Origin of the sequence: Bradyrhizobium sp. BRP23, assembly GCF_020194135.1 — a bacterium.
Lineage (GTDB): Bacteria > Pseudomonadota > Alphaproteobacteria > Rhizobiales > Xanthobacteraceae > Bradyrhizobium > Bradyrhizobium yuanmingense.
Map to the genome: position 1 here is coordinate 53,602 of NZ_JADYVW010000016.1, position 26,220 is coordinate 79,821.

The 26,220-nt window shown below is 65.2% G+C and carries 26 protein-coding genes and 1 tRNA gene; 13 read left to right on the forward strand and 14 right to left on the reverse strand.

What is annotated here, in order from left to right; translation table 11 throughout:
* Positions 1-195 precede the first annotated feature (195 nt).
* The 11 genes from I6F24_RS31340 to I6F24_RS31390 all read right to left on the reverse strand — a co-directional run bounded on the left by I6F24_RS31340 (position 196) and on the right by I6F24_RS31390 (position 12,053).
* Complete coding sequence (locus I6F24_RS31340; protein ID WP_225151968.1) at positions 196-1,116, reverse strand: FAD binding domain-containing protein; 921 nt, start codon at positions 1,114-1,116, stop codon at positions 196-198.
* Positions 1,113-3,800, reverse strand: coding sequence for a molybdopterin-dependent oxidoreductase (locus I6F24_RS31345; RefSeq protein ID WP_225151970.1), 2,688 nt, complete (start codon positions 3,798-3,800; stop codon positions 1,113-1,115). Before I6F24_RS31345 ends, I6F24_RS31340 begins: the two co-directional genes overlap by 4 nt.
* The gene (locus I6F24_RS31350) at positions 3,797-4,438 is read right to left on the reverse strand and encodes a TetR/AcrR family transcriptional regulator (protein WP_225151972.1); all 642 of its coding nucleotides are present in this window, start codon (positions 4,436-4,438) and stop codon (positions 3,797-3,799) included. Before I6F24_RS31350 ends, I6F24_RS31345 begins: the two co-directional genes overlap by 4 nt.
* Before the next feature lie 217 nt (positions 4,439-4,655).
* On the reverse strand, positions 4,656-4,928 hold the full coding sequence (locus I6F24_RS31355; RefSeq protein ID WP_007598581.1) for a DUF1150 domain-containing protein: 273 nt from the start codon (positions 4,926-4,928) through the stop codon (positions 4,656-4,658).
* 50 nt (positions 4,929-4,978) lie between these two features.
* A complete protein-coding gene (locus tag I6F24_RS31360) occupies positions 4,979-5,404 on the reverse strand; it encodes an Hsp20 family protein (RefSeq protein ID WP_024338612.1) in 426 nt (141 codons plus the stop codon).
* A gap of 267 nt (positions 5,405-5,671) precedes the next feature.
* Positions 5,672-6,760, reverse strand: coding sequence for a sn-glycerol-3-phosphate import ATP-binding protein UgpC (locus I6F24_RS31365; protein ID WP_036009161.1), 1,089 nt, complete (start codon positions 6,758-6,760; stop codon positions 5,672-5,674).
* 108 nt (positions 6,761-6,868) lie between these two features.
* Entirely contained in the window at positions 6,869-7,717 is an 849-nt protein-coding gene (gene ugpE, locus I6F24_RS31370) for a sn-glycerol-3-phosphate ABC transporter permease UgpE (RefSeq protein WP_036024416.1), read from the reverse strand.
* On the reverse strand, positions 7,717-8,598 hold the full coding sequence (gene ugpA, locus I6F24_RS31375) for a sn-glycerol-3-phosphate ABC transporter permease UgpA (protein WP_036009149.1): 882 nt from the start codon (positions 8,596-8,598) through the stop codon (positions 7,717-7,719). The genes ugpE and ugpA overlap by 1 nt, the downstream gene beginning before the upstream one ends.
* Positions 8,599-8,645: 47 nt before the next feature.
* Positions 8,646-9,962 carry a sn-glycerol-3-phosphate ABC transporter substrate-binding protein UgpB gene (ugpB, locus tag I6F24_RS31380; RefSeq protein WP_036009146.1) on the reverse strand — a complete coding sequence of 439 codons (1,317 nt, stop codon included), beginning with the start codon at positions 9,960-9,962 and terminating at the stop codon, positions 8,646-8,648.
* A gap of 282 nt (positions 9,963-10,244) precedes the next feature.
* Complete coding sequence (locus tag I6F24_RS31385; RefSeq protein ID WP_036024418.1) at positions 10,245-11,447, reverse strand: CaiB/BaiF CoA-transferase family protein; 1,203 nt, start codon at positions 11,445-11,447, stop codon at positions 10,245-10,247.
* Between the two features lie 180 nt (positions 11,448-11,627).
* Entirely contained in the window at positions 11,628-12,053 is a 426-nt protein-coding gene (locus tag I6F24_RS31390) for an organic hydroperoxide resistance protein (protein ID WP_036009140.1), read from the reverse strand.
* 155 nt (positions 12,054-12,208) lie between these two features.
* Here I6F24_RS31390 and I6F24_RS31395 point away from each other — a divergent pair, with 155 nt between their 5' ends.
* The gene (locus tag I6F24_RS31395) at positions 12,209-12,667 is read left to right on the forward strand and encodes a MarR family transcriptional regulator (protein WP_074447577.1); all 459 of its coding nucleotides are present in this window, start codon (positions 12,209-12,211) and stop codon (positions 12,665-12,667) included.
* Between the two features lie 4 nt (positions 12,668-12,671).
* On the opposite strand, the gene I6F24_RS31400 is transcribed toward I6F24_RS31395, so the two are convergent.
* From I6F24_RS31400 to I6F24_RS31410, 3 genes are all read right to left on the reverse strand, one after another.
* Complete coding sequence (locus I6F24_RS31400; protein ID WP_036024431.1) at positions 12,672-12,908, reverse strand: GIY-YIG nuclease family protein; 237 nt, start codon at positions 12,906-12,908, stop codon at positions 12,672-12,674.
* Positions 12,909-13,065: 157 nt separating this feature from the next.
* Positions 13,066-13,141: transfer RNA gene (locus I6F24_RS31405), tRNA-Ala, on the reverse strand.
* A 97-nt stretch (positions 13,142-13,238) separates the two neighbouring features.
* Positions 13,239-13,646, reverse strand: coding sequence for a TIGR02300 family protein (locus tag I6F24_RS31410; protein WP_036024433.1), 408 nt, complete (start codon positions 13,644-13,646; stop codon positions 13,239-13,241).
* A gap of 158 nt (positions 13,647-13,804) precedes the next feature.
* Here I6F24_RS31410 and aroA point away from each other — a divergent pair, with 158 nt between their 5' ends.
* The 12 genes from aroA (at position 13,805) to I6F24_RS31470 (ending at position 26,142) form a co-directional block, all read left to right on the forward strand.
* Positions 13,805-15,142, forward strand: a complete 1,338-nt coding sequence (gene aroA, locus I6F24_RS31415) for a 3-phosphoshikimate 1-carboxyvinyltransferase (protein ID WP_036024496.1) — start codon at positions 13,805-13,807, stop codon at positions 15,140-15,142.
* Positions 15,139-15,777: a (d)CMP kinase gene (cmk, locus tag I6F24_RS31420; protein ID WP_036024437.1), complete on the forward strand. Its 639-nt coding sequence runs from the start codon at positions 15,139-15,141 to the stop codon at positions 15,775-15,777. The genes aroA and cmk overlap by 4 nt, the downstream gene beginning before the upstream one ends.
* A 266-nt stretch (positions 15,778-16,043) precedes the next feature.
* Entirely contained in the window at positions 16,044-17,750 is a 1,707-nt protein-coding gene (gene rpsA, locus I6F24_RS31425; RefSeq protein ID WP_036009120.1) for a 30S ribosomal protein S1, read from the forward strand.
* A 377-nt stretch (positions 17,751-18,127) separates the two neighbouring features.
* On the forward strand, positions 18,128-19,108 hold the full coding sequence (gene sppA / locus I6F24_RS31430; RefSeq protein WP_036024439.1) for a signal peptide peptidase SppA: 981 nt from the start codon (positions 18,128-18,130) through the stop codon (positions 19,106-19,108).
* 172 nt (positions 19,109-19,280) lie between these two features.
* Complete coding sequence (locus tag I6F24_RS31435) at positions 19,281-19,586, forward strand: integration host factor subunit beta (protein WP_025032949.1); 306 nt, start codon at positions 19,281-19,283, stop codon at positions 19,584-19,586.
* 82 nt (positions 19,587-19,668) lie between these two features.
* Entirely contained in the window at positions 19,669-20,061 is a 393-nt protein-coding gene (locus I6F24_RS31440) for a lipopolysaccharide assembly protein LapA domain-containing protein (protein WP_036009133.1), read from the forward strand.
* Positions 20,062-20,128: 67 nt separating this feature from the next.
* Positions 20,129-20,800, forward strand: a complete 672-nt coding sequence (locus tag I6F24_RS31445) for a phosphoribosylanthranilate isomerase (protein WP_036024441.1) — start codon at positions 20,129-20,131, stop codon at positions 20,798-20,800.
* Entirely contained in the window at positions 20,797-22,011 is a 1,215-nt protein-coding gene (gene trpB, locus I6F24_RS31450) for a tryptophan synthase subunit beta (RefSeq protein WP_036024444.1), read from the forward strand. The genes I6F24_RS31445 and trpB overlap by 4 nt, the downstream gene beginning before the upstream one ends.
* Positions 22,008-22,844, forward strand: a complete 837-nt coding sequence (gene trpA, locus I6F24_RS31455; RefSeq protein WP_036024448.1) for a tryptophan synthase subunit alpha — start codon at positions 22,008-22,010, stop codon at positions 22,842-22,844. Before trpB ends, trpA begins: the two co-directional genes overlap by 4 nt.
* A 171-nt stretch (positions 22,845-23,015) precedes the next feature.
* A complete protein-coding gene (gene accD / locus I6F24_RS31460) occupies positions 23,016-23,957 on the forward strand; it encodes an acetyl-CoA carboxylase, carboxyltransferase subunit beta (RefSeq protein ID WP_036024449.1) in 942 nt (313 codons plus the stop codon).
* A complete protein-coding gene (locus tag I6F24_RS31465) occupies positions 23,954-25,297 on the forward strand; it encodes a folylpolyglutamate synthase/dihydrofolate synthase family protein (protein WP_036024450.1) in 1,344 nt (447 codons plus the stop codon). Before accD ends, I6F24_RS31465 begins: the two co-directional genes overlap by 4 nt.
* 104 nt (positions 25,298-25,401) lie before the next feature.
* Complete coding sequence (locus I6F24_RS31470; RefSeq protein ID WP_036024451.1) at positions 25,402-26,142, forward strand: metallophosphoesterase family protein; 741 nt, start codon at positions 25,402-25,404, stop codon at positions 26,140-26,142.
* Positions 26,143-26,220: the final 78 nt, after the last annotated feature.

Genomic DNA, 26,220 nt, shown 5'->3' on the forward strand with positions numbered 1-26,220 from the left:
TTTAGGTTGAATCGATTGTCGCGGCTTGTTCACCTCTCCCGCTTGCGGGAGAGGTCGCGCCGAAGGCGCGGGTGAGGGCTTTCTCCTCTTGGGGATTGTCCCATTGCGGAAGCACCCTCTCCCCAACCCTCTCCCGCAAGCGGGAGAGGGAGCGCACCTCCGGCGTTGCGTGATCAAGCCACATCTCATCGCGCTTCAGCCCGAAAGCCGCTCCAGCACGTCGCGCACCAGCCCTTGCAGGAGATCGAGCTTGTAGGCCGTCATCGGCAATGGTTTGGCACCCGTGCTCGCCGCTTTCGCCGCTTCTGCGATCGATGCCGCATTGGCAAGCTTGCCGCTGAGCTGGACTTCCACGGCGGTGAGGCGAAGCGGCACGGGCGCGACGCCGCCGGCAGCGAGACGCACCAGCTGGAACTTGCCGCCGGCGATCACGACGCGGGCGCAGAGTTCCACCAGCGGCCATTCCGCATAGGTCCGGCTGATCGCCCGCTTGTAGGAAGCGCGCTCGCCTTGATGCGGAGCAGGAAGCGCAATGTTCTTGATCATCTCGCCTGCTGCGAGTGTATGATCGGCGTGCGCGACCGAGCCGTCGCCGAGGAGACCGCTAATCGTCAATCCGCTGCGCCGGTCCGTGGTGATGGTCGCATCATAGGCGAGCAGAGCCGCCGCCATGGTCGAGGGATGCGGCGCGATGCACGGTCCGAGATCGAAGGCAACGCCATAGAGATGATTGCCGGAACGGGCAGGGCAGGTGCTGCCGCCTTTCTTCAGGCAATTGATGTCGGCCCGGCGGAAATACCAGCAGCGTGAACGCTGCGCGAGATTGCCGCCGAGCGTGGCAACGTTGCGCACCTGTGGCGTGGCGAGCCCTTGCGCGCTCGCCGCAATGCCGGGATAAGCGGCGAGGATGCGAGCGTCGGTCGCGATCGTGGCGATGGTGGCGAGCGCGCCGATCCGGGCCGCTCCATCGGCTCCCCAGCTGATCGTCTTGTCGCCGCTGGTCGAGATATCGATCAGCATTCCTTGCGACACGCCGCTGCGGCGGCGTTCGCTGAAGTCGGTGCCTCCGGCGCGGAATTCAGGCGTGGGATTGGCGGTGATGACGGCGACACTCATGCTGCATCCCTCCCTTTCAGCGCGGCCACAAGACGATCGGGCCGGAACGGAATTTCGGTCAGTCTCACGCCGATCGCATCGCGAATGGCGTTGGCGATCGCGGGCGAGGTCGGCACGGTGGCGACTTCGCCGATGCCGACGCTGCCGCCCGGCACATGCTCGAAACCGGCCTCGTCGAAATGCACGTCCAGTTTCGGCATGTCGGCAATGCCCGGAATGCGGTAATCCTCCATGCTGCCGCTCAGGATGTGGCCGCTCGAAGGATCGGCCTCCCGCGACTCATAGAGTGCGTAGCCGATGCCCTGGATCACCGCGCCCGCGGCCTGGCTTCGTGCCAATGCCGGCGCGGCGAGCTTGCCGACTGCGAGGCCCGTATAGGCGTTGAGCACGCGCACATGGCCGAGCCAGGTGTCGACCTCGACTTCCATCACCTGCACCGAGCTCGGCACGCCGGCGCCGACCACCATGTGGTTCATCAGACGCAGCACCCAACCGAACACCCGGCCCATGATGCCCGCCTCGTGCAGCGCGGGCCTGACGCCGGGCGGCGGCTTGCCGTCCTCCTGGCGCTTGGCCGACACGGCGATATCAGGGGAGGCCGCGATCATCTCGCGCCAGGGCGCGTTCGAGCCCGGAGCAGGTGTGCGAGAGGCGGTGCGCCTGATTTCCGCTTTCAGCTTGTCGATGGCGAGCAAGGTCGGCGGCACCACCGAGGCGGTGACGCGGCTGCCGCCGGAGCCCGGTCCGCGCGGCAGGCTGGAGCGGCCGATGCGAACGTCCACATCATGCGGTTCGAGATCGAACGCCTTCGCGACGGTGTTCGCGATCACGCTGCGTGTGCCCGTGCCGATATCCTGTACCGCGCAGCTTGCGACGATGCGGCCGCCCTTGATCGCGAGTTCGACCGAGGAGCCGGTCTGCCAGAGATAGAGCCAGTAACCGGTGGCGACGCCGACGCCGCGCCGGTAGCGGCCGGTCTGCGATGCGGCTGGCTTGCGGCTCTTCCAGACGTCGAGGCCGGCAGCCCAGTCGTACAGTCGCTGGCGGTTGGGATCGGGGTCCCAGAGCTTGCGCAGCTGAATCGGATCCATCTTCATGCGCAGTGCGGCTTCGTCGACCGCCTGCTCCAGCGCAAACGACATCGGCGGACCGCCAGGGCCGCGGAACGGCGCGCCGGGCGGCAAATTGCTGAGCACGTCGAAGTCGACGAGCTCCTTTGCTTCGGCCGGATAGATCAGCCGCGCCAGGCCCGCGATCAGCGAGTTCACGGCGGCGCCGGTATCGGCATGGGCGGTGAGCGACAGCGCCTTGAGGCGGCCTTCCGCAGAAGGCAGCAAGGACAGCTTCAGCTCGGCGGCCGGACGGTAGCCGGTGACGGAAAGCTCCTCTTCACGATCGAAGGCGACGCGCACCGGCGCCTTCGCGGCGCGCGCAAGCTCGATCGCGGCGATGGTCTCCAGCCCAACGCTGCCCTTGGAGCCGAATCCGCCGCCGACGTGATCGGCGATCACACGCACCTTGTCGTGCGGAAGGCCATAACGCTTGGCGAGCTTCTCCATGCTCTCGTGGATGGCCTGGGTCGAGATGTGCACAATGAGCTGATCGCCATCGAACCTGGCCACGGCGGCATGTGGTTCGAGGCTTGCGTGCTGTTGCGTCGAGACGCGAAAGGTCTCCTCGACCAGCAGCGGATTGCGTTGCTGGCGCGCCTCGTCAAGCCAGCTCTTGGCGCGCTTGGCTTTCTGCGAGAACGGCGCCGAGGGCCCGCGCACATTGCCCTTCCACGACACCGGAGCGCCGCCTGCGCCCTCGGACACGTTGCCGGCACGCTTGCGGTCCTTCTTTTCGAACACGACGGGTGCATCGTCGCGTCGCGCTGCATCGAGCCCGATCACAGCGGGCAAAGGCTCGGGCTTGAAGCTGATCGCGGCGATGGCCTGCAGTGCGGTGCGGCGATCCTTGGCCGCGACGGCTGCAATCGGCGCGCCGACGAAGCGGACCATGTTGTCATCGTCTAGCAGCGGAACGACCGCGGCAACGCCGGCAATGGCGCGCGCCGGCGCCAGATCAAGCCCGGTGATCCTCGCATGCGCGACGGGCGCGCGCAGGATGACGCCTTCGAGCTGGCCGTCATGGTGGATGTCGACCGTGTAGCGGGCCAGTCCCGTCACCTTGTCGCGGGCTTCCAGCCGCGGCGCGATGGGCTCGTTGCCGTCGAAGCGGCCCGAGCATGCTTCGGCGACGGCGCGATAGATGCCTTCATAGGCGCCGCAGCGGCAGAGATGTCCCGATAGCGCGGCGGCGATCTCCTCGCGCGAGGGTGTCGCCGCGCCCTTGGTCGCGCGCCAGCCGTCATGGAAGGCGGCGGCTTCGACGACGAAGCCGGGTGTGCAGAAGCCGCATTGCAGGGCGTCGTGCGCCATGAACGCCTTCTGCACCGGATGCAATCCGGTGGCTCCGACGCCCTCGACGGTCGTCAGCGATTTGTCGGCGGCTGCCTGCGCCGGCAACAGGCAGCTCACGACGGGCGTGCCGTCGAGCAGCACGGTGCAGGCACCGCAGACGCCGGAGCCGCAGACGAGTTTGGTGCCGGTGAGGCCGCCATCGCGGATCACGTCGATCAAGAGCGCATCCGGATCGTCGGGCAGCGCCAGAGGCCGTCCATTGATGGTCGTGCTGGTCATCTTCGAACTCCCGTTTTGCGTTGGGACTTCTTTGCGGACGGCGCCATCGCGCCGGCGATCAGCATGCGCAGCATGGTCTCGAGCTGTTTCAGGAACGCGTCGACCGGCTGCATGGCAGGGAAAGCGGATTTGGTACCGTGGATCGCCATCTCGACGCAGCGCGCCAGCTCGCGCACGCTGACGCCGCTTTCGAGGTTAAGCTTTCGCTTGCGGCACACCCGCGCGATCGTGGTTGCGATCTCGTCGGCGAAACGGTTGGAATAGCTCTGGTAGAGGTCGCGCGCCTGCGCGAGGTGCTCGGAAAACAGCTCCTCGGTATGGGGCGAGTCCTTCAGCGAAGCGAGCAGCGACTGCATTCGCGCGCCGATCTCGGCGACCAGGATGTCGGCAAGCTCGAGGCCCGCTTCTTCCGCCGCCTTCGCGGCCGCGATTTCGGCAGCGAGCCCCTGCGCGTAGATCCGCTCGAGCACGGCGCGAAACAGCGCCTCCTTGGAGGCGAAGTGATGATAGAGCGCCTGCCGCGTCAGTCCGGCTTCCTCCGCCGCCAGCTCGATCGAGGAGCGGCGGAAGCCGTGGCGCCGGAACACGCGCAAGGCAGCGTCGAGGATCCGGTCCTGGGGAGGGGCCTTGGCCTGCATTTTGTCAGATTTGACAAACGCGAACGAAATGTCAAATCACGGATTGATGACGGTCTCGTGCGCGGAAGAGCCAAGGCCGCCCCGCGCGGGCGGGAACATCGCCGAATTCCCTTCGGCTGGCGATGGCGACGCGAATACCTCGCCGCTCAAATGAAAGCGGGCACGCCTTCTTGCGAAGGCATGCCCGTTTGAAACCCTATTCGTGCGACGCGCGTGCTTAGTGCACGCTCACCGCTTGCAGCTCGTTGCTCCAGGCGTTGGCGATCGCAGCTTCGCGGCTGTCGGTCAGCATGATCGGCGTGCCGTCGGCGGCGTGGAGCGCGAAAAGCTTGAGGCCCGGCGCGATCTTGGGCGCCTCGGGGAACAGGCCCGGCACGTCCTCGGAGCGGATCTGCTTCACATAGGCGATATGGCCTTCGCCCAGGGTTGCCAGCGTCTCCGGAGAGACGTTCTTGGCTTCGTATTCGAACGCAACGTGACCTTCACTCATGGTCTCGACTCCTCTGGAACACTAAGCGGTCGAGTCCGCTACTCGTTCCATTATTCGTGCTCATTGATAGCGATTGTCTTAACGATCCGCTCCGGTTCAGGCCGGGCCAGATCGATCGACAACAACCCGTTCTTCAGATCCGCACCCAGCACCAGCATCCCCTCCGCCAGCACGAAGGTGCGCTGGAAGTGGCGCGCGGCGATGCCGCGATGGATGTATTGCCGGGTCTTGTCGTCCTGCTGCCGCCCGCGGATCACGAGCTGGTTTTCCTCAATGGTTACATCGAGTTGGTCGCGCGTAAATCCGGCGACCGCCAGCGTGATGCGCAAACGCTCGGGCTGGCCGTCCGTGCGGTCGCACCTCTCGATATTGTAGGGAGGATAACCGTCGGCGCCTTTGACGACCCGATCGAGCACGCGCTCGATCTCGTCAAAGCCCAGCAGGAAGGGACTGGAGAGCGTTGGAACACGAGACATAGTTTACAAAGTCCTCTCGAAGCGACTTTGGTGCATCAGGGCCCGCGAGCGGCGCCCCTTGATCAGCAATATGGGCATGTTCCCCTGTGGGTTCAAGCAGGTAGCGGGGGAGCTGTGGACGGGCCACTTTCTGCCATCGCCCGAATGCCTGGTTCGTCGTGGTTGGCATGACGCGTCGCGCGAGGCGATTTATCCCAACAAAAACAAACCCCCTTCTACTGTGCATGGGGTTGTTTTCGCACTTTTGTCGTCGGGCCCCGGAGCCGCTCAGCCCTTGAGCCGCGTCCGCCCGTCGTCACTGAACAGATGCAGCTTCGCCCGCACCGCCGCGACACGGATTCTCGCGCCGATGGCGGGCGCTTGGGTTCCGGGAATGCGGACGATGACCTCGCCGGGCGGCAGCTCGCCGGGCGTGGCGGCGACGCGCTGGTCCTCCTGCTCGCGGGAGCCGTAGACGAAGGTCTCGGCGCCGACGCGCTCGATGGCTTCGACGGTGAGCGGCAGGACGAGGCCGCCGGCCGGCGTCTCGTCGGTGATGACGAAATCCTCCGGGCGGATTCCGACGATGCCGGCATCGGCCGCGGCGCTGCCGGCGAGCTGCGACCGGATCTCCTCGGGCCGCGTCGACATCAAGTTCATCGGCGGCGCGCCGATGAAGGAGGCGACGAAGGTCGTGGCCGGCTTCTCGTAGATATCAAGCGGATTGCCGACCTGCTCGACCTGGCCGCCATTCATCACCACGAGGATGTCGGCCAGCGTCATCGCCTCGAGCTGGTCATGGGTGACGTAGATCGACGTCGTGTTGAGCCGGCGCTGCAATTTGCGGATCTCGACCCGCATCGCGATGCGCAGCTTGGCGTCGAGGTTGGACAGCGGCTCGTCGAACAAAAACACCTTCGGCTGGCGCACGATGGCGCGGCCCATGGCGACGCGCTGGCGCTGGCCGCCGGAGAGCTGGCGCGGCTTGCGCTCTAGCATGGCGGAGAGCTCGAGCACGCGCGCGGCTTCCTCGACGCGGGTCTTGATCTCGGCCTCGGCCATGCCGCGGTTGCGCAGGCCATAGGCCATGTTGTTGTAGACGCTCATATGCGGATAGAGCGCGTAGTTCTGGAACACCATCGCGATGTCGCGATCGGCGGGCTCTACTCCGTTGACGACGCGGCCGCCGATGTCGATCTCGCCGCCGGTGACCGTCTCCAGCCCCGCGACCATGCGCAGCAGCGTGGACTTGCCGCAGCCGGAGGGGCCGACCAGCACGCAGAACTGTCCGTCGCCGACATCGACGTCGACGCCCTTGATGGCCTCGAAGCCGCCGGGATAGGTCTTGCGGACGCTGCGCAGGGTGACGTTAGCCATGGGTTGCACCGGCGAGTAGCGAGTAGGGAATGGCGAATGGGGACTTGTTAGCACGCAAGGCGGACGCAGCGACCCCATTCGCCACTCGCCATTCACTATTCGCCATCTTCACTTTTCCGTCTCGACCAGGCCGCGCACGAACAATTTCTGCATGGCGACGACGACGAACACCGGCGGCAGCATGGCCAGCACGGCGGTTGCCATCACGATCGGCCATTCGGTCAGCGCGTCGGTGGTGGTGATCATCTTGCGGATGCCGATCTGGATGGTCTGCATGTCGTCGCGCGTGGTGATCAAGAGCGGCCAGAGATATTGATTCCAACCGAGGATGAACAGGATCACGAACAGCGCCGCCATGTTGGTGCGCGACAGCGGCAAGAGCGTATCCCAGAAGAAGCGGAAGGGGCCGGCGCCGTCAATGCGCGAGGCCTCCAGCAGCTCGTCCGGCACGGTCATGAAGAACTGGCGGAACAGCAGCGTCGCGGTGGCCGATGCGATCAGCGGCAGCGACAGGCCGGCATAGCTGTCGAGCATGTGCAGGTCGGCGACGATCTTGTAGGTCGGATAGATGCGGACTTCGACCGGCAGCATCAGCGTGATGAAGATCAGCCAGAACAGCGCCATCCGGAACGGGAAGCGGAAATACACGATCGCATAGGCCGAGATGATCGAGACCGCGATCTTGCCCAGCGCGATCAGCAGCGCCATCACCAGCGAGTTCAGCATCATGTTGCCGACCGGCTCGCGGGTCGAGCCGCTCGTGCCGACGAAGATGGTCTGGTAGTAGGTCTGGAAGAAATGACCCCCGGGCAGCAACGACATCTGCCCGTTGGCGATCACCGCGTTGTCCTGGGTGGACGCCACGAAGGCGAGATAGACCGGGAAGGCGACGATCGCGATCCCGATCCAGAGGATGATATGGGCAATGTAGCGCCGAAAGCCTTCTTCCTCGACCATCAGTAGGTCACCTTGCGTTCGACGAAGCGGAACTGGATGCCCGTCAGCACGATCACCATGATCATCAGGATCACCGATTGCGCCGCGGAGCTGCCGAGGTTTCCGCCGAGCAGGCCGTCGGTATAGACCTTGTAGACCAGCGTCTCCGTCGACTTGCCCGGACCGCCGCGGGTCATCGTGTCGATGATGCCGAACGTGTCGAAGAAGGCGTAGACGATGTTGACGACCAGGAGGAAGAAGATGGTCGGCGACAGCAGCGGGAAGATCACGGTCCAGAACCTGCGCATCGGGCGGGCGCCGTCGATCGCAGCCGCCTCGATCACGCTTCTGGGGATGCTCTGCAGGCCGGCGAGGAAGAACAGGAAGTTGTAGGAGATCTGCTTCCAGGCGGCGGCCAGGATGATCAGCGCTGCGGCCTGGTCGCCGTCGAGCAGTGGATTCCAGTCGATGCCCAGCGCCCGCAGGTAGCGCGAGAGCACGCCGAGCGAGGGATGCAGCATGAAGATCCAGAGCACGCCGACGACCGGCGGCGCCACCGCATAGGGCCAGATCAGCAGCGTGCGGTAGAGCATCGAGCCGCGCAGCGGCTTGTCTGCCATCACGGCCAGCAGCAGCGCGAACGACAGCGACGACACCGCGATCGCGAACGAGAAGAAGAAGGTGCGCAGGATCGCCTCGAAATAGGCGGGCTCCTTGAACAGCTCGATATAGTTCTCGAACCAGACGAAGCTGGTCGACAGGCCGAAGGCGTCCTGCAGCAGGAACGACTGGATCATCGCCTGCAAGGCCGGCCAGTAGAAGAAAATCAGGACGATCGCGAGTTGCGGCGCAACCAGCGCATAGGGCAACAGCTTCGATTGGAAAATGGCTTGCTTTTGCATGATGCCCCAGCGCGGCAGGCCGGGGGACCGGCCTGCCGCTTGTCGCCTTACTTCACGGCGGTCTTTTCGAACTGGCGCAGCATGGTGTTGCCGCGCTCGACGGCCGCGTCCAGCGCCTGCTTGGCGGTCTTCTTGCCGGCCAGCGCCTGCTCGATCTCCTCAGCCCAGACGTCACGGAGCTGCACCATGTTGCCGAGGCGCAGGCCGCGCGAATTCTCGGTCGGCTCCTTGTTGGTCAGCTCGAGCAGCGGCGTCTCCAGATAGGGCTGATCCTTGTAGAAGCCATCCGCCTTGGCCTTCTCATAGGCCGCCTTGGTGATCGGCAGATAGCCCGAGGCCTTGTGGATGTAGACTTGGCGATCGGTGTCCGAGAGGAAAGAGAAGAATTTGGCGACGCCCTTGTAATCGTCCGCCGGTTTGCCGCCCATTACCCAGAGCGAGGCACCGCCGATGATCGAGTTCTGCGGCGCGCCCTTGGCGTCCGGGTAATAGGGCATCGGCACCGCGGTGAAGGCGAACTTGGCCTGCGCCTTGACGTTGCCGAAGAACGCGGACGAGGTCAGGTAGAGCGGGCATTCGCCCGACGTGAAGCGGCCTTCGCCGGTGTTGGTGCGGCCGGCATAGTCGTAGGTCTTGTCCTTCTGGAGCTCGACCAGATTTTCGAGATGCTTGACCTGGAGCGGACCGTTGAAGGACAGCACGGTGTCGAAACCGTCGAGGCCGTTGGCCTTGCTGGCGAGCGGCACGTTGTGCCAGGCGGAGAGCTGCTCGAGATTGACCCAGGTGACCCAGGAGTTGGAGAAGCCGCAGGTGGCGTGGCCGGCCGCCTTCAGCTTCTTGGCGGCGTCGAACACTTCGGGCCAGGTCTTCGGCACCTCGACATTCGCTTTCTTCAGTGCGTCGAGGTTGACCCACATCACGGTCGAGGACGAGTTGAACGGGAAGGACAGCATCTCGCCCTTCGAGGTCGAGTAATAGCCGGTGATCGCAGGCAGATAGGCCTTCGGATCGAACTTCTCGCCGGTCTCGGCCATCAGCTTGTAGACCGGCTTCACGGCGCCGGTCGCTGCCATCATGGTGGCGGTGCCGACCTCGAACACCTGCATGATGTGCGGCGCGTTGCCGGCGCGGAACGCGGCGATGCCGGCGTTCATCGTGTCGGCGTAGTTGCCCTTGTAGGTCGGGATCACCTTGTAGTCGCTCTGCGTGGTGTTGAAATCGTTGGCGAGCCTGACGATGACGTCGTTGTTGGCGCCGGTCATCGCGTGCCACCACTGGATTTCGGTCACGGCAAGCGCCGGCGACGCGCCGAGACCAATTGTGAGTGCGACGGCCGCCGCCGTGCCAAAATGTCGAAGAGCCATCAAGAACCTCCCTTGCCCGTCACTAAAGAAGCGCTTGCGCTAGCAGCGCCATATGACGTTCACATGACTGTGTAAGCGGGAGAAACGAAAGCAGCAAGCGCGGCCAAATGGGAAGTTGTCAAATAGGCCAAGACGGAGCCGTCAGCCAACTCGTTCGCGCTGCACATGCGTGCGCGCGCCGCAGTGCGGCATTGAGATGAGGCACTATCGTGCCGCGGGCTCCGAACCTCTCCCACTTGCAAGCGGGAGAGGGAGCGCACCACCGTTGACGCTCGCCTTAGCTCAGCGTTTCCGCTCGGGACCGCAGACCGTGCCTTTTTCGACCATCGCGTCGATCTCGGCTTTGGAGTAGCCGAACTCGCCCAGCACCTCGGCCGCATGCTGGCTGAATTTCGGCGGCACGCGGCGCAGGCTCGGCTTGCTGCGATCGAGCCGGATCGGCGAGGCAACGCCCTTGTACCAGTCCTTCTCGATAATATCGCCACGCGCGATCGTGTGCGGATTGGTCAACGCCTGGTCGATCTTCTGCACGGGACCTGCAGGCAGGCCGGCCGCGAGCAGGCGGTTGCACAGCGGCTCGGCCTCGTGCTGGCTGAACACGGCGGCAAGCTCGGCGCGCAGTGCCTCGCGATTGGCGATGCGGTCCTTGTTGCGGGCAAAGCGCGGATCGGTGCCGAGCTCGGGCTTGCCGATCTCCTTCGCCAGCTTGCGGAAGGTGCCGTCATTGCCGACGCCGATGAAGATGTTGTCGGTCTTGGTCGGGAAGATCGCGTAAGGCACGAGGTTCGGATGCTCGTTGCCGGTGAGACCCGGCGGCTTGCCATGCATGAAATAATTCGCGGTGTGCGGATGCATGATGGCAAGGCCGGTCTCGTACAGCGTCGTCTCCAGGAACTGGCCCTTGCCCGACCGCTGCCGCTCCGACAGCGCCATCAATATGCCGATCGCCGCATAAAGTCCGGTGGTGATGTCGACCAGCGGCACGCCGATCCGCATCGGCCCGCTCTCGGGCGAGCCGGTCGCTGCGATCATGCCGGTCATGGCCTGGATGATGGCGTCATAGCCGGGGTTGCCGCCGCGCGGGCCGTCGGCGCCGAAGCCGCAGATCCGGCAATGCACGAGGCGGGGATATTTCTTGCTGAGGATTTCGTTGCCGATGCCCCATTTCTCCAGCGTGCCCGGCTTGAAATTCTCGATCAGGACGTCGGCGGTCTCCAGCATCTTGAGCAGCACGATTCGGCCGCCCTCGGAGGCGAGGTCGAGGCCGATCGAGCGCTTGTTGCGGTTGATGCCGACGAAATAGGCCGCATCCTCCTCGTGGAACGGAGGGCCCCATTCGCGCACCTCGTCGCCCGCGGGCGGCTCAACCTTGATCACGTCGGCGCCGTGGTCGGCGAGGATCTGGGTGCAGTAGGGACCGCCGAGCACGCGCGTGAGATCGATGACGCGCAATCCGCTCATGGCGCCCGTTGCTGCTTCAGTCATGCCTTCGCTTCCCTGTGTCGATCATTGGCTCACAGGCCTAGCGAGGTTTGTTTGCGCCAGCAATGGCGCCGAGCGTGGAGCCGCATGCGCCGGCGTGCAGCCATGCCGCGGGGTGGCAAATTCCCTCGGATGCGGCCGGCCCGAGGGGGGATTCCCGGGCCAGCCAATCCGCGCTGCCGATCAGACCACCGTCAGGCGAACGTCGACATTGCCGCGCGTGGCATTGGAGTACGGGCACACCTGATGCGCCTTCGCCACCAGCGCCTCGGCGTCTGCGCGGGCAAGGCCCGGCAGCGAGACCGCGAGGTCGATATCGAGGCCGAAGCCGCCCTCGGAGCGCGGGCCGATGCCGACGGTCGAGGTGACCGAGGCGTCGGCAGGCACCTTCGGGCCGCCCTGCGAGGCCACGAACTTCATCGCGCCGATGAAGCAGGCGGCATAGCCGGCCGCAAACAGCTGCTCGGGATTGTTGCCAGCGCCGCCGCCACCGCCGAGCTCCTTCGGCGTGGTGAGCTTGACGTCGAGCGCGCCGTCGAGGGTCGCAGCATGGCCGTCGCGGCCGCCGGTGGCCTTGGCGCTGGTCTTGTAGAGGACGTTCACAGACATTGTCGTCTCCTCGGGTCTTTCCGGGTTGGGGTGTAAGCTTTATCGCAGACAATTAGATTGCGCGCAATCTAATTCGTCGCGCCTCACATTTAATTGTTCGCAATTGAATCTGGCGCCGGCCGGGCCCAGAATGGGAGAAACGCGCAGGATTCTTCATGGCCCGGAAATCAACGGCGGTAGACCCGCTTCGTCTCGACAACCAGATCTGCTTCGCGGTCTATTCCGCTACGCACGCCTTTAACCGCGTCTACAAGCCGCTGCTCGATCGGCTCGGCCTGACCTATCCGCAATATCTGGTCATGCTGGTGCTGTGGGAGCGCGACGACGTGCCGGTCAAGGAGATCGGCGAGAAGCTGTTCCTGGATTCGGGCACGCTGACGCCGCTGCTCAAGCGCCTCGAGGCCGCCCATCTCGTCAGGCGCACCCGCTCGCGTGAGGACGAGCGCCAGGTTCTGATCGCCCTGACGCCGCAGGGCCATGCGCTGAAGGAAAAGGCCCGCAGCGTGCCGCAATCGATCCTGGCGGCATCGGACTGCTCGGTGTCGGAGCTGGTCGCGATGAAAGACGAGATCGTCGCGCTAAGGGATCGGCTGAATGCGGTGATCGGGGAGTAGGGGACTAAAGCCGCTTCTTGGCGAAGGCGCGGCCTGATGCTGACTTCAAGTACTTTTCGAATGCGACGGCCTGCTTCTCATCGCTGAATGCGACGTAAGTCTTGAGCCCCCAAGGTCCGTATTTCGAAGTGTGGGGCACCTCGCCAGCATTGTGCTTTGCCAGTCGGGCGCGGAGGTCGTCGGTGATCCCGACGTAGAAATGGAGGGAATCGAGGCTCTCCAAGATGTAGACGTACTTCATCGCACTCCCCCCGGTTGTCGAAGAGAGTTTACACCCGCCGTTGCTCTGCTGAAGCCCGGCTTCGCCCTTTGGGCTCCGCCGCGGCAGCCTTCGCTAGCTTCGCCACGAGGGAGCGGAGCTGGCTTGCCGAGCCGTAGCTGGCGAAGCCAGCGAAGGCTGGTGGAGCCAGGCGGGATCGAACCGCCGACCTCTTGCATGCCATGCAAGCGCTCTCCCAGCTGAGCTATGGCCCCTTAGTCCAGATGGGAGGATCCTGGGGGACCCGTCCCGGCCGGCGAGCGCTCTAGGCGACTCGCGCGGAGCACCCTTTTTCACAGATCAGGGCTGATCTCAAGTCTCTTCATCACCGCCAACATCACCAATGATGTCGGTGACGTCCTCATCGCCCTCTTCCTCGTCGGCAATGAAGGTCGAATCGTCGTCATCATCGTCGTCGAGGGTCTCGTCGACCTCGATATCGTCCTCCGATTCGGGCACGACCGCCTTGACCTTGCCGGTGTTCTCCTCGGCATCGGCCTCCTCGAGCGACACCAATTCCTCGGCCTCCGCCGGCTCCGGCGCGTTGTCCTGGGCCATGTTACGGGCCTCGGCCGCACGGGGGCCGCGGGCAGGAGCGACCGGTGCGATCGGCACCACTTCGCCGGTATAGGGCGAGATCACCGGATTCTTGTTGAGGTCATAGAACTTCTTGCCCGTGGTCGGGCAAATACGTTTGGTTCCGAGTTCGGACTTGGCCACGGCAGGAATCCTGGGAATGTCTGAAAAGCGGTGCTTCACTTGGCTAGTTGGCGGCCCGCTGTCAATAGCGCATTACGGGAGAACGACATGCCCGTGACGGGGCGCGGACCATGTGGTACCTGCGCGCCAGCCCACCGGGCCTATTCAAGGACACAATCTTGACCCATTCCGACCAACCGAGGCCGCTCCAGTCTCGCGCCAGCGGTCCCCTGACCGGGAAAGTACGGGTGCCCGGCGACAAGTCGATCTCCCACCGCGCCCTCATCCTGGGCGCGCTCGCGGTCGGCGAAACCAGGATTTCGGGCCTGCTCGAGGGCGAGGACGTCCTCAACACCGCCAAATCGATGCAGGCGCTGGGCGCCAGCGTCGAGCGCACCGGCGATTTCGCCTGGACCGTCAACGGCGTCGGGGTCGGAGGCTTCGCCCAGCCCAAGGCAGCACTGGATTTCGGCAATTCCGGCACCGGCTGCCGGCTGGTCATGGGCGCCGTCGCCGGCTGCCCGATTTCGGCGGTGTTCGACGGCGACGCCTCGCTGCGCAGCCGTCCGATGCGCCGGATCCTCGATCCCCTGGAAAAGATGGGTGCCAGAGTCACCGCCGGCGGCGAGGGCGGGCGCCTGCCGCTGACCCTCCAGGGCGCGCGCGACCCCCTGCCGATCGTCTACAAGACCCCGGTCGCCTCGGCCCAGATCAAATCGGCCGTGCTGCTGGCGGGCCTCGCCGCTCCCGGCACCACCACGGTCATCGAGACCGAGGCCAGCCGCGACCACACCGAGCTGATGCTGAAGCATTTCGGCGCCGACATCACCTCGGTCCAGGAAGGCCGGCACGGCCGCCGCATCACGCTGGTGGGCCAGCCCGAGCTGCATGGCGCCAATGTCGTGGTGCCCGCCGATCCCTCTTCGGCCGCCTTCCCGATCGTCGCGGCGCTGATCGTGGAGGGCTCCGATGTCGTGCTGTCCGACGTCATGACCAATCCGCTGCGCACCGGGCTGTTCACCACGCTGTGCGAAATGGGCGCCTCCATCGAGGAGAGCGAAGTGCGCGGCGATGCCGGCGAGCCGATGGCGCGCTTGCGCGTGCGGGCGTCGAAGCTGCGCGGCGTCGAGGTGCCGCCGGAGCGCGCGCCGTCGATGATCGACGAATATCTGGTGCTGGCGGTGGCGGCGTCGTTCGCCGAAGGCACCACGATCATGCGCGGCCTGCAGGAGCTGCGCGTCAAGGAATCCGACCGGCTTGAAGCCACCGCCGCCATGCTGCGCGTCAACGGCGTCAAGGTCGTGGTCTCCGGCGACGATCTGATCGTGGAGGGTCGCGGCCACGTCCCGGGCGGCGGCACTGTCGCCACCCATATGGACCATCGCATCGCGATGTCCGCGCTGGTGATGGGCTGCGCCTCCGATCAGCCCGTGACCGTCGACGACACCGCCTTCATCGCCACCAGCTTTCCGGATTTCATTCCGATGATGCGTTCGCTAGGGGCCGAGTTTTCATGATCATCGCCATCGACGGGCCCGCGGCTTCGGGCAAGGGCACGCTCGGCAAGCGTCTCGCCCACCATTACGGCTATCGTCATCTCGATACCGGCGTGATCTATCGCGCGGTCGCCTATGCCCTGATGCAGTCGGGGCACGATCTCAACGACGAGGCGGCTGCGGTGCAGGCCGCGTTGGAGCTCGATCCCGAAAAGTTCGGCAATCCTGCGCTGAAGACCCAGAAGGCCGGCGAGGGAGCCTCGATCGTGTCGGCAATCCCTCGGGTTCGCGAGGTCCTGGTCAATTTCCAGCGCCAGTTCGCCGCTGATCCGCCCGGCGCCGTGCTCGACGGCCGCGATATTGGAACCGTGATCTGCCCCCATGCCGACGTGAAGATCTTCGTGGTCGCCGACCCCAAGGTCCGCGCGCGGCGCCGCACCATGGAGGCCAAAGCGCGGGGCGAGGAGGCGGACGAGGCGGCCGTGCTCGCCGACATCCTCCAGCGTGACGAACGTGACAAGAATCGGCCGATTGCGCCTCTGAAACCGGCCCCGGATGCTTACTTGCTAGATAACTCCCAACTGGATATAGAAGGCGGCGTCCGGGCCGCCATCGACATTATCGAGGCTGTCCGAGCGGGCCGGTCGCGGGGTTAAGCCGCCGCCGTCATTGGAGGAAGTGCCCGCTCCCGCTCTTTGAGGTCGATACGCTTCGTCCCGGTTTTGGGACCGGCGCGATCCAGGTTCCGGACAAAGCTTTCAACGTATCGAACGCGCGGGCCTCAGCCGGCCCGCTTCCGCTGTTCTGGTCGCTAGATCGGGGCAACGAGCGGTCGCTCGAAGGTCTTGCGGACCTTCCGACACTGCGCGCGCGATGCGCCCATGAACCCAACGGCCGGCAGACATCCGCAACTGGAGAACAAATGGCTTCGACTTCTGCTGATACCTATAGCCCGTCGCGCGACGATTTCGCCGCGATGCTCGACGAGTCCTTCGCAGGTGGCAACCTGCAGGAAAGCTCCGTCGTCAAGGGCAAGGTGGTTGCAATTGAAAAGGACATGGCCGTCATCGACGTCGGCCTGAAGACCGAGGGCCGCGTCGCGCTGCGCGAATTTTCCGGCCCCGGCCGTGAGAGCGACCTCAAGGTCGGCGACGAGGTGGAAGTGTTCCTCGATCGCATTGAAAACGCCCTCGGCGAAGCCGTGCTGTCGCGCGACAAGGCGCGCCGCGAAGAGAGCTGGGGCAAGCTGGAGAAGGCGTTTCAGAACAACGAGAAGGTCAACGGCGTCATCTTCAACCAGGTCAAGGGCGGCTTCACCGTCGACCTCGACGGTGCCGTGGCCTTCCTGCCGCGCTCGCAGGTCGACATCCGTCCGATCCGCGACGTTGCGCCGCTGATGAACAACTCGCAGCCGTTCCAGATCCTGAAGATGGACCGCCGCCGCGGCAACATCGTCGTGTCCCGCCGCACGGTGTTGGAAGAGACCCGCGCCGAGCAGCGCCAGGAGCTGGTGCAGAACCTCGAAGAGGGTCAGGTCATCGACGGCGTGGTCAAGAACATCACCGATTACGGTGCGTTCGTCGACCTCGGCGGCATCGACGGCCTCCTGCACGTCACCGACATCGCCTGGCGCCGCGTCAACCACCCGACCGAGGTGCTCTCGATCGGCCAGACCGTGAAGGTCAAGATCATCAAGATCAACCACGAGACGCACCGCATCTCGCTGGGCATGAAGCAGCTGCTGGACGATCCGTGGCAGGGCATCGAAGCCAAGTACCCGCTGGGTGCCCGCTTCACCGGCCGCGTCACCAACATCACCGACTACGGTGCGTTCGTCGAGCTCGAGCCGGGCATCGAAGGCCTGATCCACGTCTCCGAGATGTCGTGGACCAAGAAGAACATGCACCCTGGCAAGATCGTGTCGACCTCGCAGGAAGTCGACGTGCAGGTGCTGGAAGTGGATTCCGTCAAGCGCCGCATCTCGCTCGGCCTCAAGCAGACCATGCGCAACCCCTGGGAGGTCTTCGTCGAGAAGCACCCGACCGGTTCGGTGGTCGAGGGCGAGGTCAAGAACAAGACCGAGTTCGGTCTGTTCCTGGGCCTCGAGGGCGACGTCGACGGCATGGTCCACCTCTCCGATCTCGACTGGAAGCTTCCGGGCGAGCAGGTGATCGACAACTACAAGAAGGGCGACATGGTGAAGGCCGTGGTGCTCGATGTGGACGTCGAGAAGGAGCGCATCTCGCTCGGCATCAAGCAGCTCGAAGGCGATCCCTTCGCCGAGCCGGGCGATGTCAAGAAGGGTGCGGTCGTGACCTGCGAAGTGCTCGAAGTGAAGGAAAGCGGTATCGAGGTTAAGATCGCCGGTACCGACTTCACCACCTTCATCAAGCGCTCCGAGCTCGCCCGTGACCGCAACGACCAGCGCGCCGAACGCTTCGCCGTCGGCGAGAAGGTCGATGCCCGCGTCATCCAGTTCGACAAGAAGGCCCGCAAGGTCCAGGTGTCGATCAAGGCGCTCGAAGTCGCCGAAGAGAAGGAAGCCATCGCGCAGTACGGCTCCTCGGATTCGGGTGCGACGCTGGGCGACATCCTCGGCACCGCGCTGAAGAACCGCGACAGCAAGTAAGCGAAACGTCCGTTTTGCGACATCAAGGCCCCGGCGCAAGCCGGGGCTTTTTTGTTGCTGTCTCCACGAACTCCGCTGTCGTCCCGGACAAGCGACGCGAAGCGGAGCGCCGATCCGGGACCCATAACCCCAGGGAGGAGTTTGACGAAGACTCGGAGTTGCCAGCTCGCTCGACGACTCCTCCTTGGGGTTATGGATCCCCGCCCCCGTGCGCAATTGCGCACTAGGCGGGGATGACGACCGAGTCTGCGACGACTTGCTTGCCCCACACGAGGCCTTGTTTTCTTCAAATTGCGCCGCAATTGATGTATCGAGATAGGCCAATGGTCACGCCGTGACGGCACAACGCGCCTGATCTTTCATTTGGAGATATTCCGATGTCGCTCGATTCGGACATCATCGTCGATCGCCGCAGGATCCGCCGCAAGCTGACGTTCTGGCGGGTGATGGCGGCGCTGATCGCGATCGCGGCGATTGCAAGCTTCGCGCTGATTGCGACGCCCGGTGCACGCGGCACCCTCGCATCCGCCGGCTCGATCGCGCGCGTCCAGATCGAGGGATTGATCCGCAGCGATTCCGACCGCACGCAGGCGCTGGAGCGGCTCGAGAATTCGCAGGCCGCCGCCGTCATCGTTCACATCAACTCGCCCGGCGGCACCACCGCCGGCTCCGAGCAGCTCTATGACTCGCTGGTCCGTCTCAAGGCGAAAAAGCCGCTGGTGGTGGTGGTGGAGGGGCTGGCCGCCTCCGGGGGCTACATCACCGCGATTGCGAGCGACCACATCGTCGCCCAGCAAAGCTCCCTGGTCGGCTCCATCGGCGTGCTGTTCCAGTACCCCAACCTCTCCGAGCTCATGAAGACGATCGGCGTCAAGGTCGAGGAGGTGAAGTCCTCGCCGCTGAAGGCGGCGCCCAACGGTTTTGAGCCGACCAGTCCCGAGGCGCGCGCCGCGCTCGATGCGCTGGTGAAGGATTCCTATGCCTGGTTCAAGGGGATGGTGAAGGAGCGGCGTGGCATGGATGACACGCAGCTCGAAAAAGTCGCCGACGGCCGCGTCTTCACCGGGCGCCAGGCGATCGATCTCAAGCTGATCGACCAGATCGGCGACGAGAAGACGGCCGTGACCTGGCTGGTCGAGCAGAAGGGCGTCAAGAAGGGGCTACCGGTGCGCGACTACAAGCTCCAGCCGCGCTTCGGCGACCTGCCGTTCCTGAAGACGGCGGCCGCATTGACGCTGGAAGCGCTCGGTTTGGGCTCGATCGCGCACCAGATCGGGCAAACCGGCGTCGCGCAGGCGGTGGATCGGCTCGGAATGGATGGAATGCTGGCCTTGTGGCAGCCGGCTGCGTCCAACTGACCGTCGGCAGGCGAGTTTCAGAGCTTTTTCGCGTCTGACGCGTGCTGGCGCAGCCTGCTTTTTCGGCATTTGTCACGCATTTTCACGACGCCCATCCTTGATTTAGCGTCTTGACAGATCACGGTATTTTCACGGAAATGGTCATCCGCACGCTCCCGGGTCCTATCTCTCGATGATCAAATCCGAACTTGTTCAGCGTATCGCCGAGCACAACCCGCATCTGTACCAGCGGGATGTCGAGAACATTGTGAATGCGATTCTCGAAGAGATCGTAGCGGCGCTTGCACGCGGTGACCGCGTCGAGCTGCGCGGCTTCGGTGCCTTCTCGGTCAAGCATCGCCCTGCGCGCGCAGGGCGCAATCCACGCACCGGCGCCCATGTGCCCGTCGATCAGAAGAGCGTTCCGTTCTTCAAGACCGGCAAGGAAATGCGCGAGCGGCTGAACCGCGACCATCCGGATCCCGGCGGCGTAGACTAGAGCGCGATGTGAGCGCGCTTTGGGGTTTTTCGCGGTCGCACAGGATGCGGCCGCAAGCTTGATTCAAGGCGAGCGAAGCCAGATGCGAAAGTTCCTGACCGCGCTGATCGTACTTCCGCTGGGCCTGATCCTGGTGGCGTTCGCCGTCGCCAACAGGCATTTCGTCACGGTCTCCTTCGACCCCTTCATTGCCGACGACCCCTCGCTGTCGATCACCCTGCCGCTGTTCCTGTTGCTGATCCTGGCGGCGGCCCTGGGCGTTGTCGCGGGCGGCTCCGCCGTCTGGCTCGGCCAGCGGCGCTGGCGGCGCGCGGCGCGCCGGAATGACGCGGAGGCCCGGGCCGTCAGGGCCGAACTGGCCGATCTGCGGGCCCAGGCGACGGCAGCGAAGGCGGAGTCCCAGCGCCTTCCCGTTCCCTCCGGGATGGGCCTGTACGGGCCCGTCGGGCGAGACAAGCAGCGCGCGACGTTGTAGAAGCGGCCCCGACCGAAAAGCCCCGTTTTCCGGCCGCGGACCCGCGGCCTCTACCCGCTTTGAGACCATGTCCCTGCTCGTCAAGATCTGCGGCCTGTCCACGCCCGAGACGCTCGAAACGGCGCTCGAGGCGGGCGCCGACATGGTCGGGTTCGTGTTCTTTCCGCCGTCGCCCCGGCACCTGTCCCTGGAACTCGGCCGTGACCTCGGCCGTCAGGTCAAGCGGCGCGCGCTCAAGGTGGCGCTCACGGTCGATGCCGATGACGCAACGCTCGACAACATCATGGACGCGCTGTCGCCGGACATCTTCCAGCTCCACGGCGGGGAGAGCGTGGCGCGGCTGCGCGACCTCAAGCAACGCTTCGGCCGCCCGGTGATGAAGGCGGTCCCGGTCGCGACAGCGGCCGATCTCGCGGTGCTGCCCGGCTACGCCGCGGTCGCCGATCGCATCCTGTTCGATGCGCGCGCGCCGAAGGACGCGACGCGGCCCGGCGGCCTCGGGGAGCCCTTCGACTGGCACCTGCTCGAAAAGCTCGATCTGAAACTGCCCTATATGGTTTCGGGGGGGCTGCACGCCGAGAATCTCGCCGAGGCCCTTCGTGTCACCCGCGCCAGCGGCGTCGACGTGTCCTCCGGTGTCGAGAGCGCTCCCGGCGTGAAAGACCCAGAGATGATCAAGGCCTTCATCCGCGCCGCGCGCGCCAGCAAAGATGCCAGTCAAGAGTTGAGCGTCCGATGAACATTGCCAAGCCAAATTCCTACCGCAGCGGCCCCGACGAGCGCGGCCATTTCGGCATTTTCGGCGGGCGCTTCGTCGCCGAAACCTTGATGCCGCTGATCCTCGACCTGGAGAAGGCCTACACCGCGGCCAAGGCCGATCCGGCGTTTCAGGCCGAGATGAACGGCTACCTCAAGAACTATGTCGGCCGGCCCTCGCCGCTCTATTTCGCCGAGCGCCTGACCGAGCATCTCCGCGGCGCCAAGATCTACCTCAAGCGTGAAGAGCTCAACCACACCGGCTCGCACAAGGTGAACAACGTGCTCGGCCAGATCATGCTGGCACGGCGCATGGGCAAGAAGCGCATCATCGCCGAGACCGGCGCGGGCCAGCACGGCGTTGCCACCGCGACGCTGTGCGCGCGCTTTGGCCTCGAATGCGTGGTCTATATGGGCGCCGTCGACGTCGAGCGGCAGCAGCCCAACGTCATCCGCATGGAGATGCTGGGCGCCAAGGTGATGCCGGTGCAGTCGGGCACGCGCACGCTGAAGGATGCCATGAACGAGGCGCTGCGCGACTGGGTCACCAACGTGCATAACACCTTCTATTGCATCGGCACGGTGGCCGGTCCGCATCCCTATCCGACCTTGGTGCGCGATTTCCAGTCGGTCATCGGCGACGAGACCAAGGCGCAGATGCAGGAGATCGAGGGGCGCCTGCCGGATTCGCTGGTGGCCTGCATCGGCGGCGGCTCCAACGCGATGGGCTTGTTCCATCCGTTCCTCGATGATTCCTCCGTGGAGATCTTCGGCGTCGAAGCCGCCGGCCATGGCCTGACGCAGCTGCATGCGGCCTCGATCGCGGGCGGCCGCCCCGGCGTGCTTCACGGCAACCGCACCTATCTCTTGATGGATGCCGACGGCCAGATCCAGGACGCGCATTCGATCTCGGCCGGTCTCGATTATCCCGGCATCGGCCCTGAGCATTCCTGGCTGCACGAGGTCGGCCGCGTCAATTATCTCTCCGCGACCGATGACGAGGCGCTCGCCGCGTTCCAGCTGCTGTCAAAGCTCGAAGGCATCATCCCCGCGCTCGAGCCCGCGCATGCCATCGCCAAGGTGATGGAGCTCGCGCCGAAGCGGCCGCGGGACCACCTGATGGTCGTCAATCTCTCCGGCCGCGGCGACAAGGACGTCCCGCAGGTCGGCGACATCCTGAGGGGCAAGAAGTGACCACGCGTATCGATACCCGTTTTGCCGAGCTGAAAAGCCAAGGCCGCGCGGCCTTTGTCACCTATGTGATGGCCGGCGATCCCGATCCCGCGACCTCGCTCGAGATCGTCAAGGCGCTGCCGAAGTCCGGCGCCGACGTCATCGAACTCGGCATTCCCTTCACCGATCCGATGGCGGATGGTCCCTCGATCCAGGCTGCAGGCCTGCGTGCGCTCAAGATCGGCATGACCTTGAAGAGGACGCTGGAGCTGGTGCGCGACTTCCGCAAGGACGACAATGTCACGCCGCTGGTGCTGATGGGCTATTACAATCCGATCTACATCTACGGCGTCGACAAGTTCTTGGCTGATGCCAAGACGGCCGGCGTCGACGGCCTGATCATCGTCGATTTGCCGCCGGAGGAAGACGACGAGCTCTGCATTCCTGCGCTGAAGGCGGGGCTCAACTTCATTCGCCTGGCGACGCCGACTACTGACGACAAGCGCCTGCCTGCGGTGCTCGCGAACACATCAGGCTTTGTCTATTACGTCTCGATCGCCGGCATCACCGGTGCAGCGGCGGCGGACGCCAATGCCGTCGGCGAAGCTGTCGCGCGCATCAAGCGGCATACCAGGCTGCCGATCTGCGTCGGTTTCGGCATCCGCACGCCGGAGGCGGCGCGCGCCATTGCCGAGAAGGCCGATGGTTCGGTGGTCGGCACCGCGCTGGTCGACGCCCTCAAGAACAGCCTCGATGCCGAGGGACGGGCGACCGCCAAGACCGTTAACGCCGTCGCCGAATTGACGGCCGCTCTGGCCCAGGGCGTCAAGGGCGCGCAGCAGGCGGCGGAATAGGCCATAATTCCGCTGTAGCTCTTTAGTTTGAGCATGATCTGGTCGGAAAACCGCTTCACACTTTTCCGGATCATGCTCTAACGCGGGCGACACGGCGGCTTGCCGGGCAGATGTCCGGCCGCCATATATCCTTCAGGCGATTCCCGGCGGGATCGCACATCGGAGCAAACCATGAACTGGCTTACCAACGTGGTCCGGCCGAAGATCCGCAACATGCTGCGGCGGGAGACGCCGGAGAACCTGTGGATCAAGTGCCCGGATTCCGGACAGCTCGTGTTCTACAAGGACGTCGAGGCCAACCAGTTCGTCATTCCCGGCTCGAACTATCACATGCGCATGGGCGCGGTCGCGCGGCTCAAGTCGATCTTCGACAACGAGACCTGGTTCGACGTGGCGCTGCCCGAAGTCACCCCTGACCCGCTCAAGTTCCGCGACGAGAAGAAATATGTCGACCGCGTCAAGGATGCTCGGGCGCGGACCAATCTGAATGATGCGGTCAAGGTCGGCTACGGCAAGCTCGAAGGCTCCGCCGTCGTCGTCGCCGTGCAGGATTTCGACTTCATGGGCGGCTCGCTCGGCATGGCCGCGGGCGAAGCCATCGTGCGCGGGATGGAGCTCGCGGTCGAGAAGAAGTCGCCGTTCATCGTGTTCGCGGCCAGCGGCGGCGCCCGCATGCAGGAAGGCATTTTGTCCCTGATGCAGATGCCGCGCACCACCGTAGCCGTGCAGATGCTGCGCGAGGCAAAGCTGCCCTACATCGTCGTGCTGACCAATCCGACCACCGGCGGCGTCACCGCGTCCTATGCGATGCTCGGCGACGTCCAGATCGCCGAGCCCGGCGCGCTGATCGGCTTTGCCGGTGCGCGCGTGATCGAGCAGACCATCCGCGAGAAGCTGCCTGAAGGTTTCCAGCGCGCCGAGTACCTCAAGGAGCACGGCATGGTCGACATGGTCGTGCATCGCCACGAGCTGCGGCCGACGCTGGCGCGGCTCTGCCGCCTCTTGACCAAGGCGCCGGCGCAGGAAGGCGCATCGAAGCCCGTGGAGCCGGTCGCCAGCCCGGCGCAGATCGTATCGGCCGCCGAGACGGCGCCGGCTGCGCCGCACGCGTGAACGCCTCCCCTGACAGTGCAAAGAGACCGCTCGACGAGTTGATCGGGCGGCTGTCGACCCTGCATCAGAAGCGCATCGATCTCGGGCTGGAGCGGATGCACCGTCTGCTCGAGCGGCTCGGCCACCCCGAGCGCAAGCTGCCGCCGGTGATCCACATTGCCGGCACCAACGGCAAGGGCTCGACGCTCGCTTATCTGCGCGCGACGCTGGAGGCCTCAGGTCTTCGCGTCCACGCCTATACGTCCCCTTATCTCGTCCGCATCAACGAATGTTTCCGGCTTGGCCGCCTCAGTGGCGGCGTGCTCGTCGGCGACGACGAACTGCGCGCGGCGTTGGAAGAGGTCGAGCGCGTCAATGCCGGCGAGGCCGCGACATTGTTCGAACTGAAGACGGCGGCTGCCTTCTTGCTGTTCGCGCAGAACCCGGCCGACATCGTGCTGCTCGAAGTCGGCCTCGGCGGCCGGCTGGATTCGACCAACGTGGTCGATCAGCCGGCGGCCTCTGTGATCACGCCCGTCAGCATGGATCACACGGATTTCCTCGGCGATACGTTGGCGTCGATTGCCGGCGAGAAGGCCGCGATCATCAAGCGCGGCGTGCCCGTGATTTGCGCCGAGCAGATGCCGGAGGCGATGGCCGTGATCGAAGCGCAGGCGAGGCGCATGCGTGCGCCGCTGTTCGCCGCAGGCGAGAGCTGGCACGTCAATGTCGAGCGCGGACGTCTGGTCTATTCCGACGATCGCGGCTTGATGGACCTGCCGGCGCCGCGTCTGTTCGGGCGCCACCAGTTCGCCAATGCCGGGCTCGCGATCGCGACGCTACGCGCGCTGCCGACCATCAAGGTCAATCACGCCGCGTTCGAGGCCGGCATCGTCGGTGCCGACTGGCCGGCGCGGATGCAGCGCCTCACCTCGGGCGAGTTGCTGTCCTGGGGTCCGCAGGGCTCGGAGATCTGGCTCGACGGCGGCCACAATGCCGAGGGCGGGCGCGTTGCGGCGGCCGCGCTCGGCGACCTCGAGGAGCGGGTGTCGCGGCCGCTGGTGATCATCGCCGGCATGATGGCCAACAAGGATGCGCACGCCTTCCTCGCCAATTTCGCCGGCCTCACCCGTCACATCATCGCAGTGCCGATTCCCGACACGGAGAATGCGATGCCGGTCGACCGTCTCGCCGATGCCGCGCGCAGCCTCGGCATGCGCGTCGAGCCCGCCCCCGGCGTCGAGGCCGCCCTGCGCGCGCTGGCGCAGCTCGCCTACGAGTTGCCGCCGCGGATCCTGATCACCGGCTCGCTGTATCTCGCCGGCCACGTGCTGGCCATCAACGGCACGCCGCCTGCATAGAGGTTGCCGTAGCCCGGATGGAGCGAAGCGCAATCCGGGATCGTGCCACAAGCAAGGAAGGTCCCGGATTACGCTGCGCTCCATCCGGGCTACAGGAAATGCCAATGCGCTTCGCCGCGATTGCCGATGTCCACGGAAACTATCTCGCGCTGGAGGCCGTGCTCGCCGACATCCGCGCGCTCGGTATTGCCGACATCGTCAATCTCGGCGACATGCTGAGTGGCCCGCTCGATGCGCGCCGCACCATCGAGATCCTGATGCCGCTCGATGCCGTGCACGTCCTCGGCAATCACGACCGCTATCTGCTCGACCGTCCGCCGGAGAAGATGGGGTCGTGGGATCGTCCCGCCTACGAACAGCTCGATGCCGCCCACCTCGATTGGCTGCGCGCGCAGCCGATGACGCGTGTCTTCCGTGAGCAGGTGTTCGTCTGCCACGCGACGCCCGGCAGCGATGAGGTGTACTGGCTCGACACCGTTCATCCCGACGGCACGGTGGCGCTGTCGCCGCTCGACCGCATCGAGCAGCTCGCGGACGGCATCACGCAATCGCTGATCCTGTGCGCCCACACCCACCTCGCCCGCGCGGTGCGCCTGCGCGACGGCCGGCTGATCGTCAATCCCGGCAGCGTCGGTAGCCCTGGTTTTCGCGACAAGCATCCGTACGCGCATGTGGTCGAGGCCGGCACGCCGCACGCGCGCTATGCGATCCTCGAACGTGCCGATGCTGCCTGGCAGGTGACGTTCCGCCACGTCGCCTACGATCACGGGGCCATGGCCGCGCTGGCGCGCCGCAATGGTCAGCCGGAGCTTGCGAACGCGCTGGCGACGGGGTGGATCAAGTAGGTGTTGCTGCGTAGCCCGGAGGGAGCGGAGCGCAATCCGGGGCCATCGTTGCTTGGGGCATGATTCCCGGATTACGCT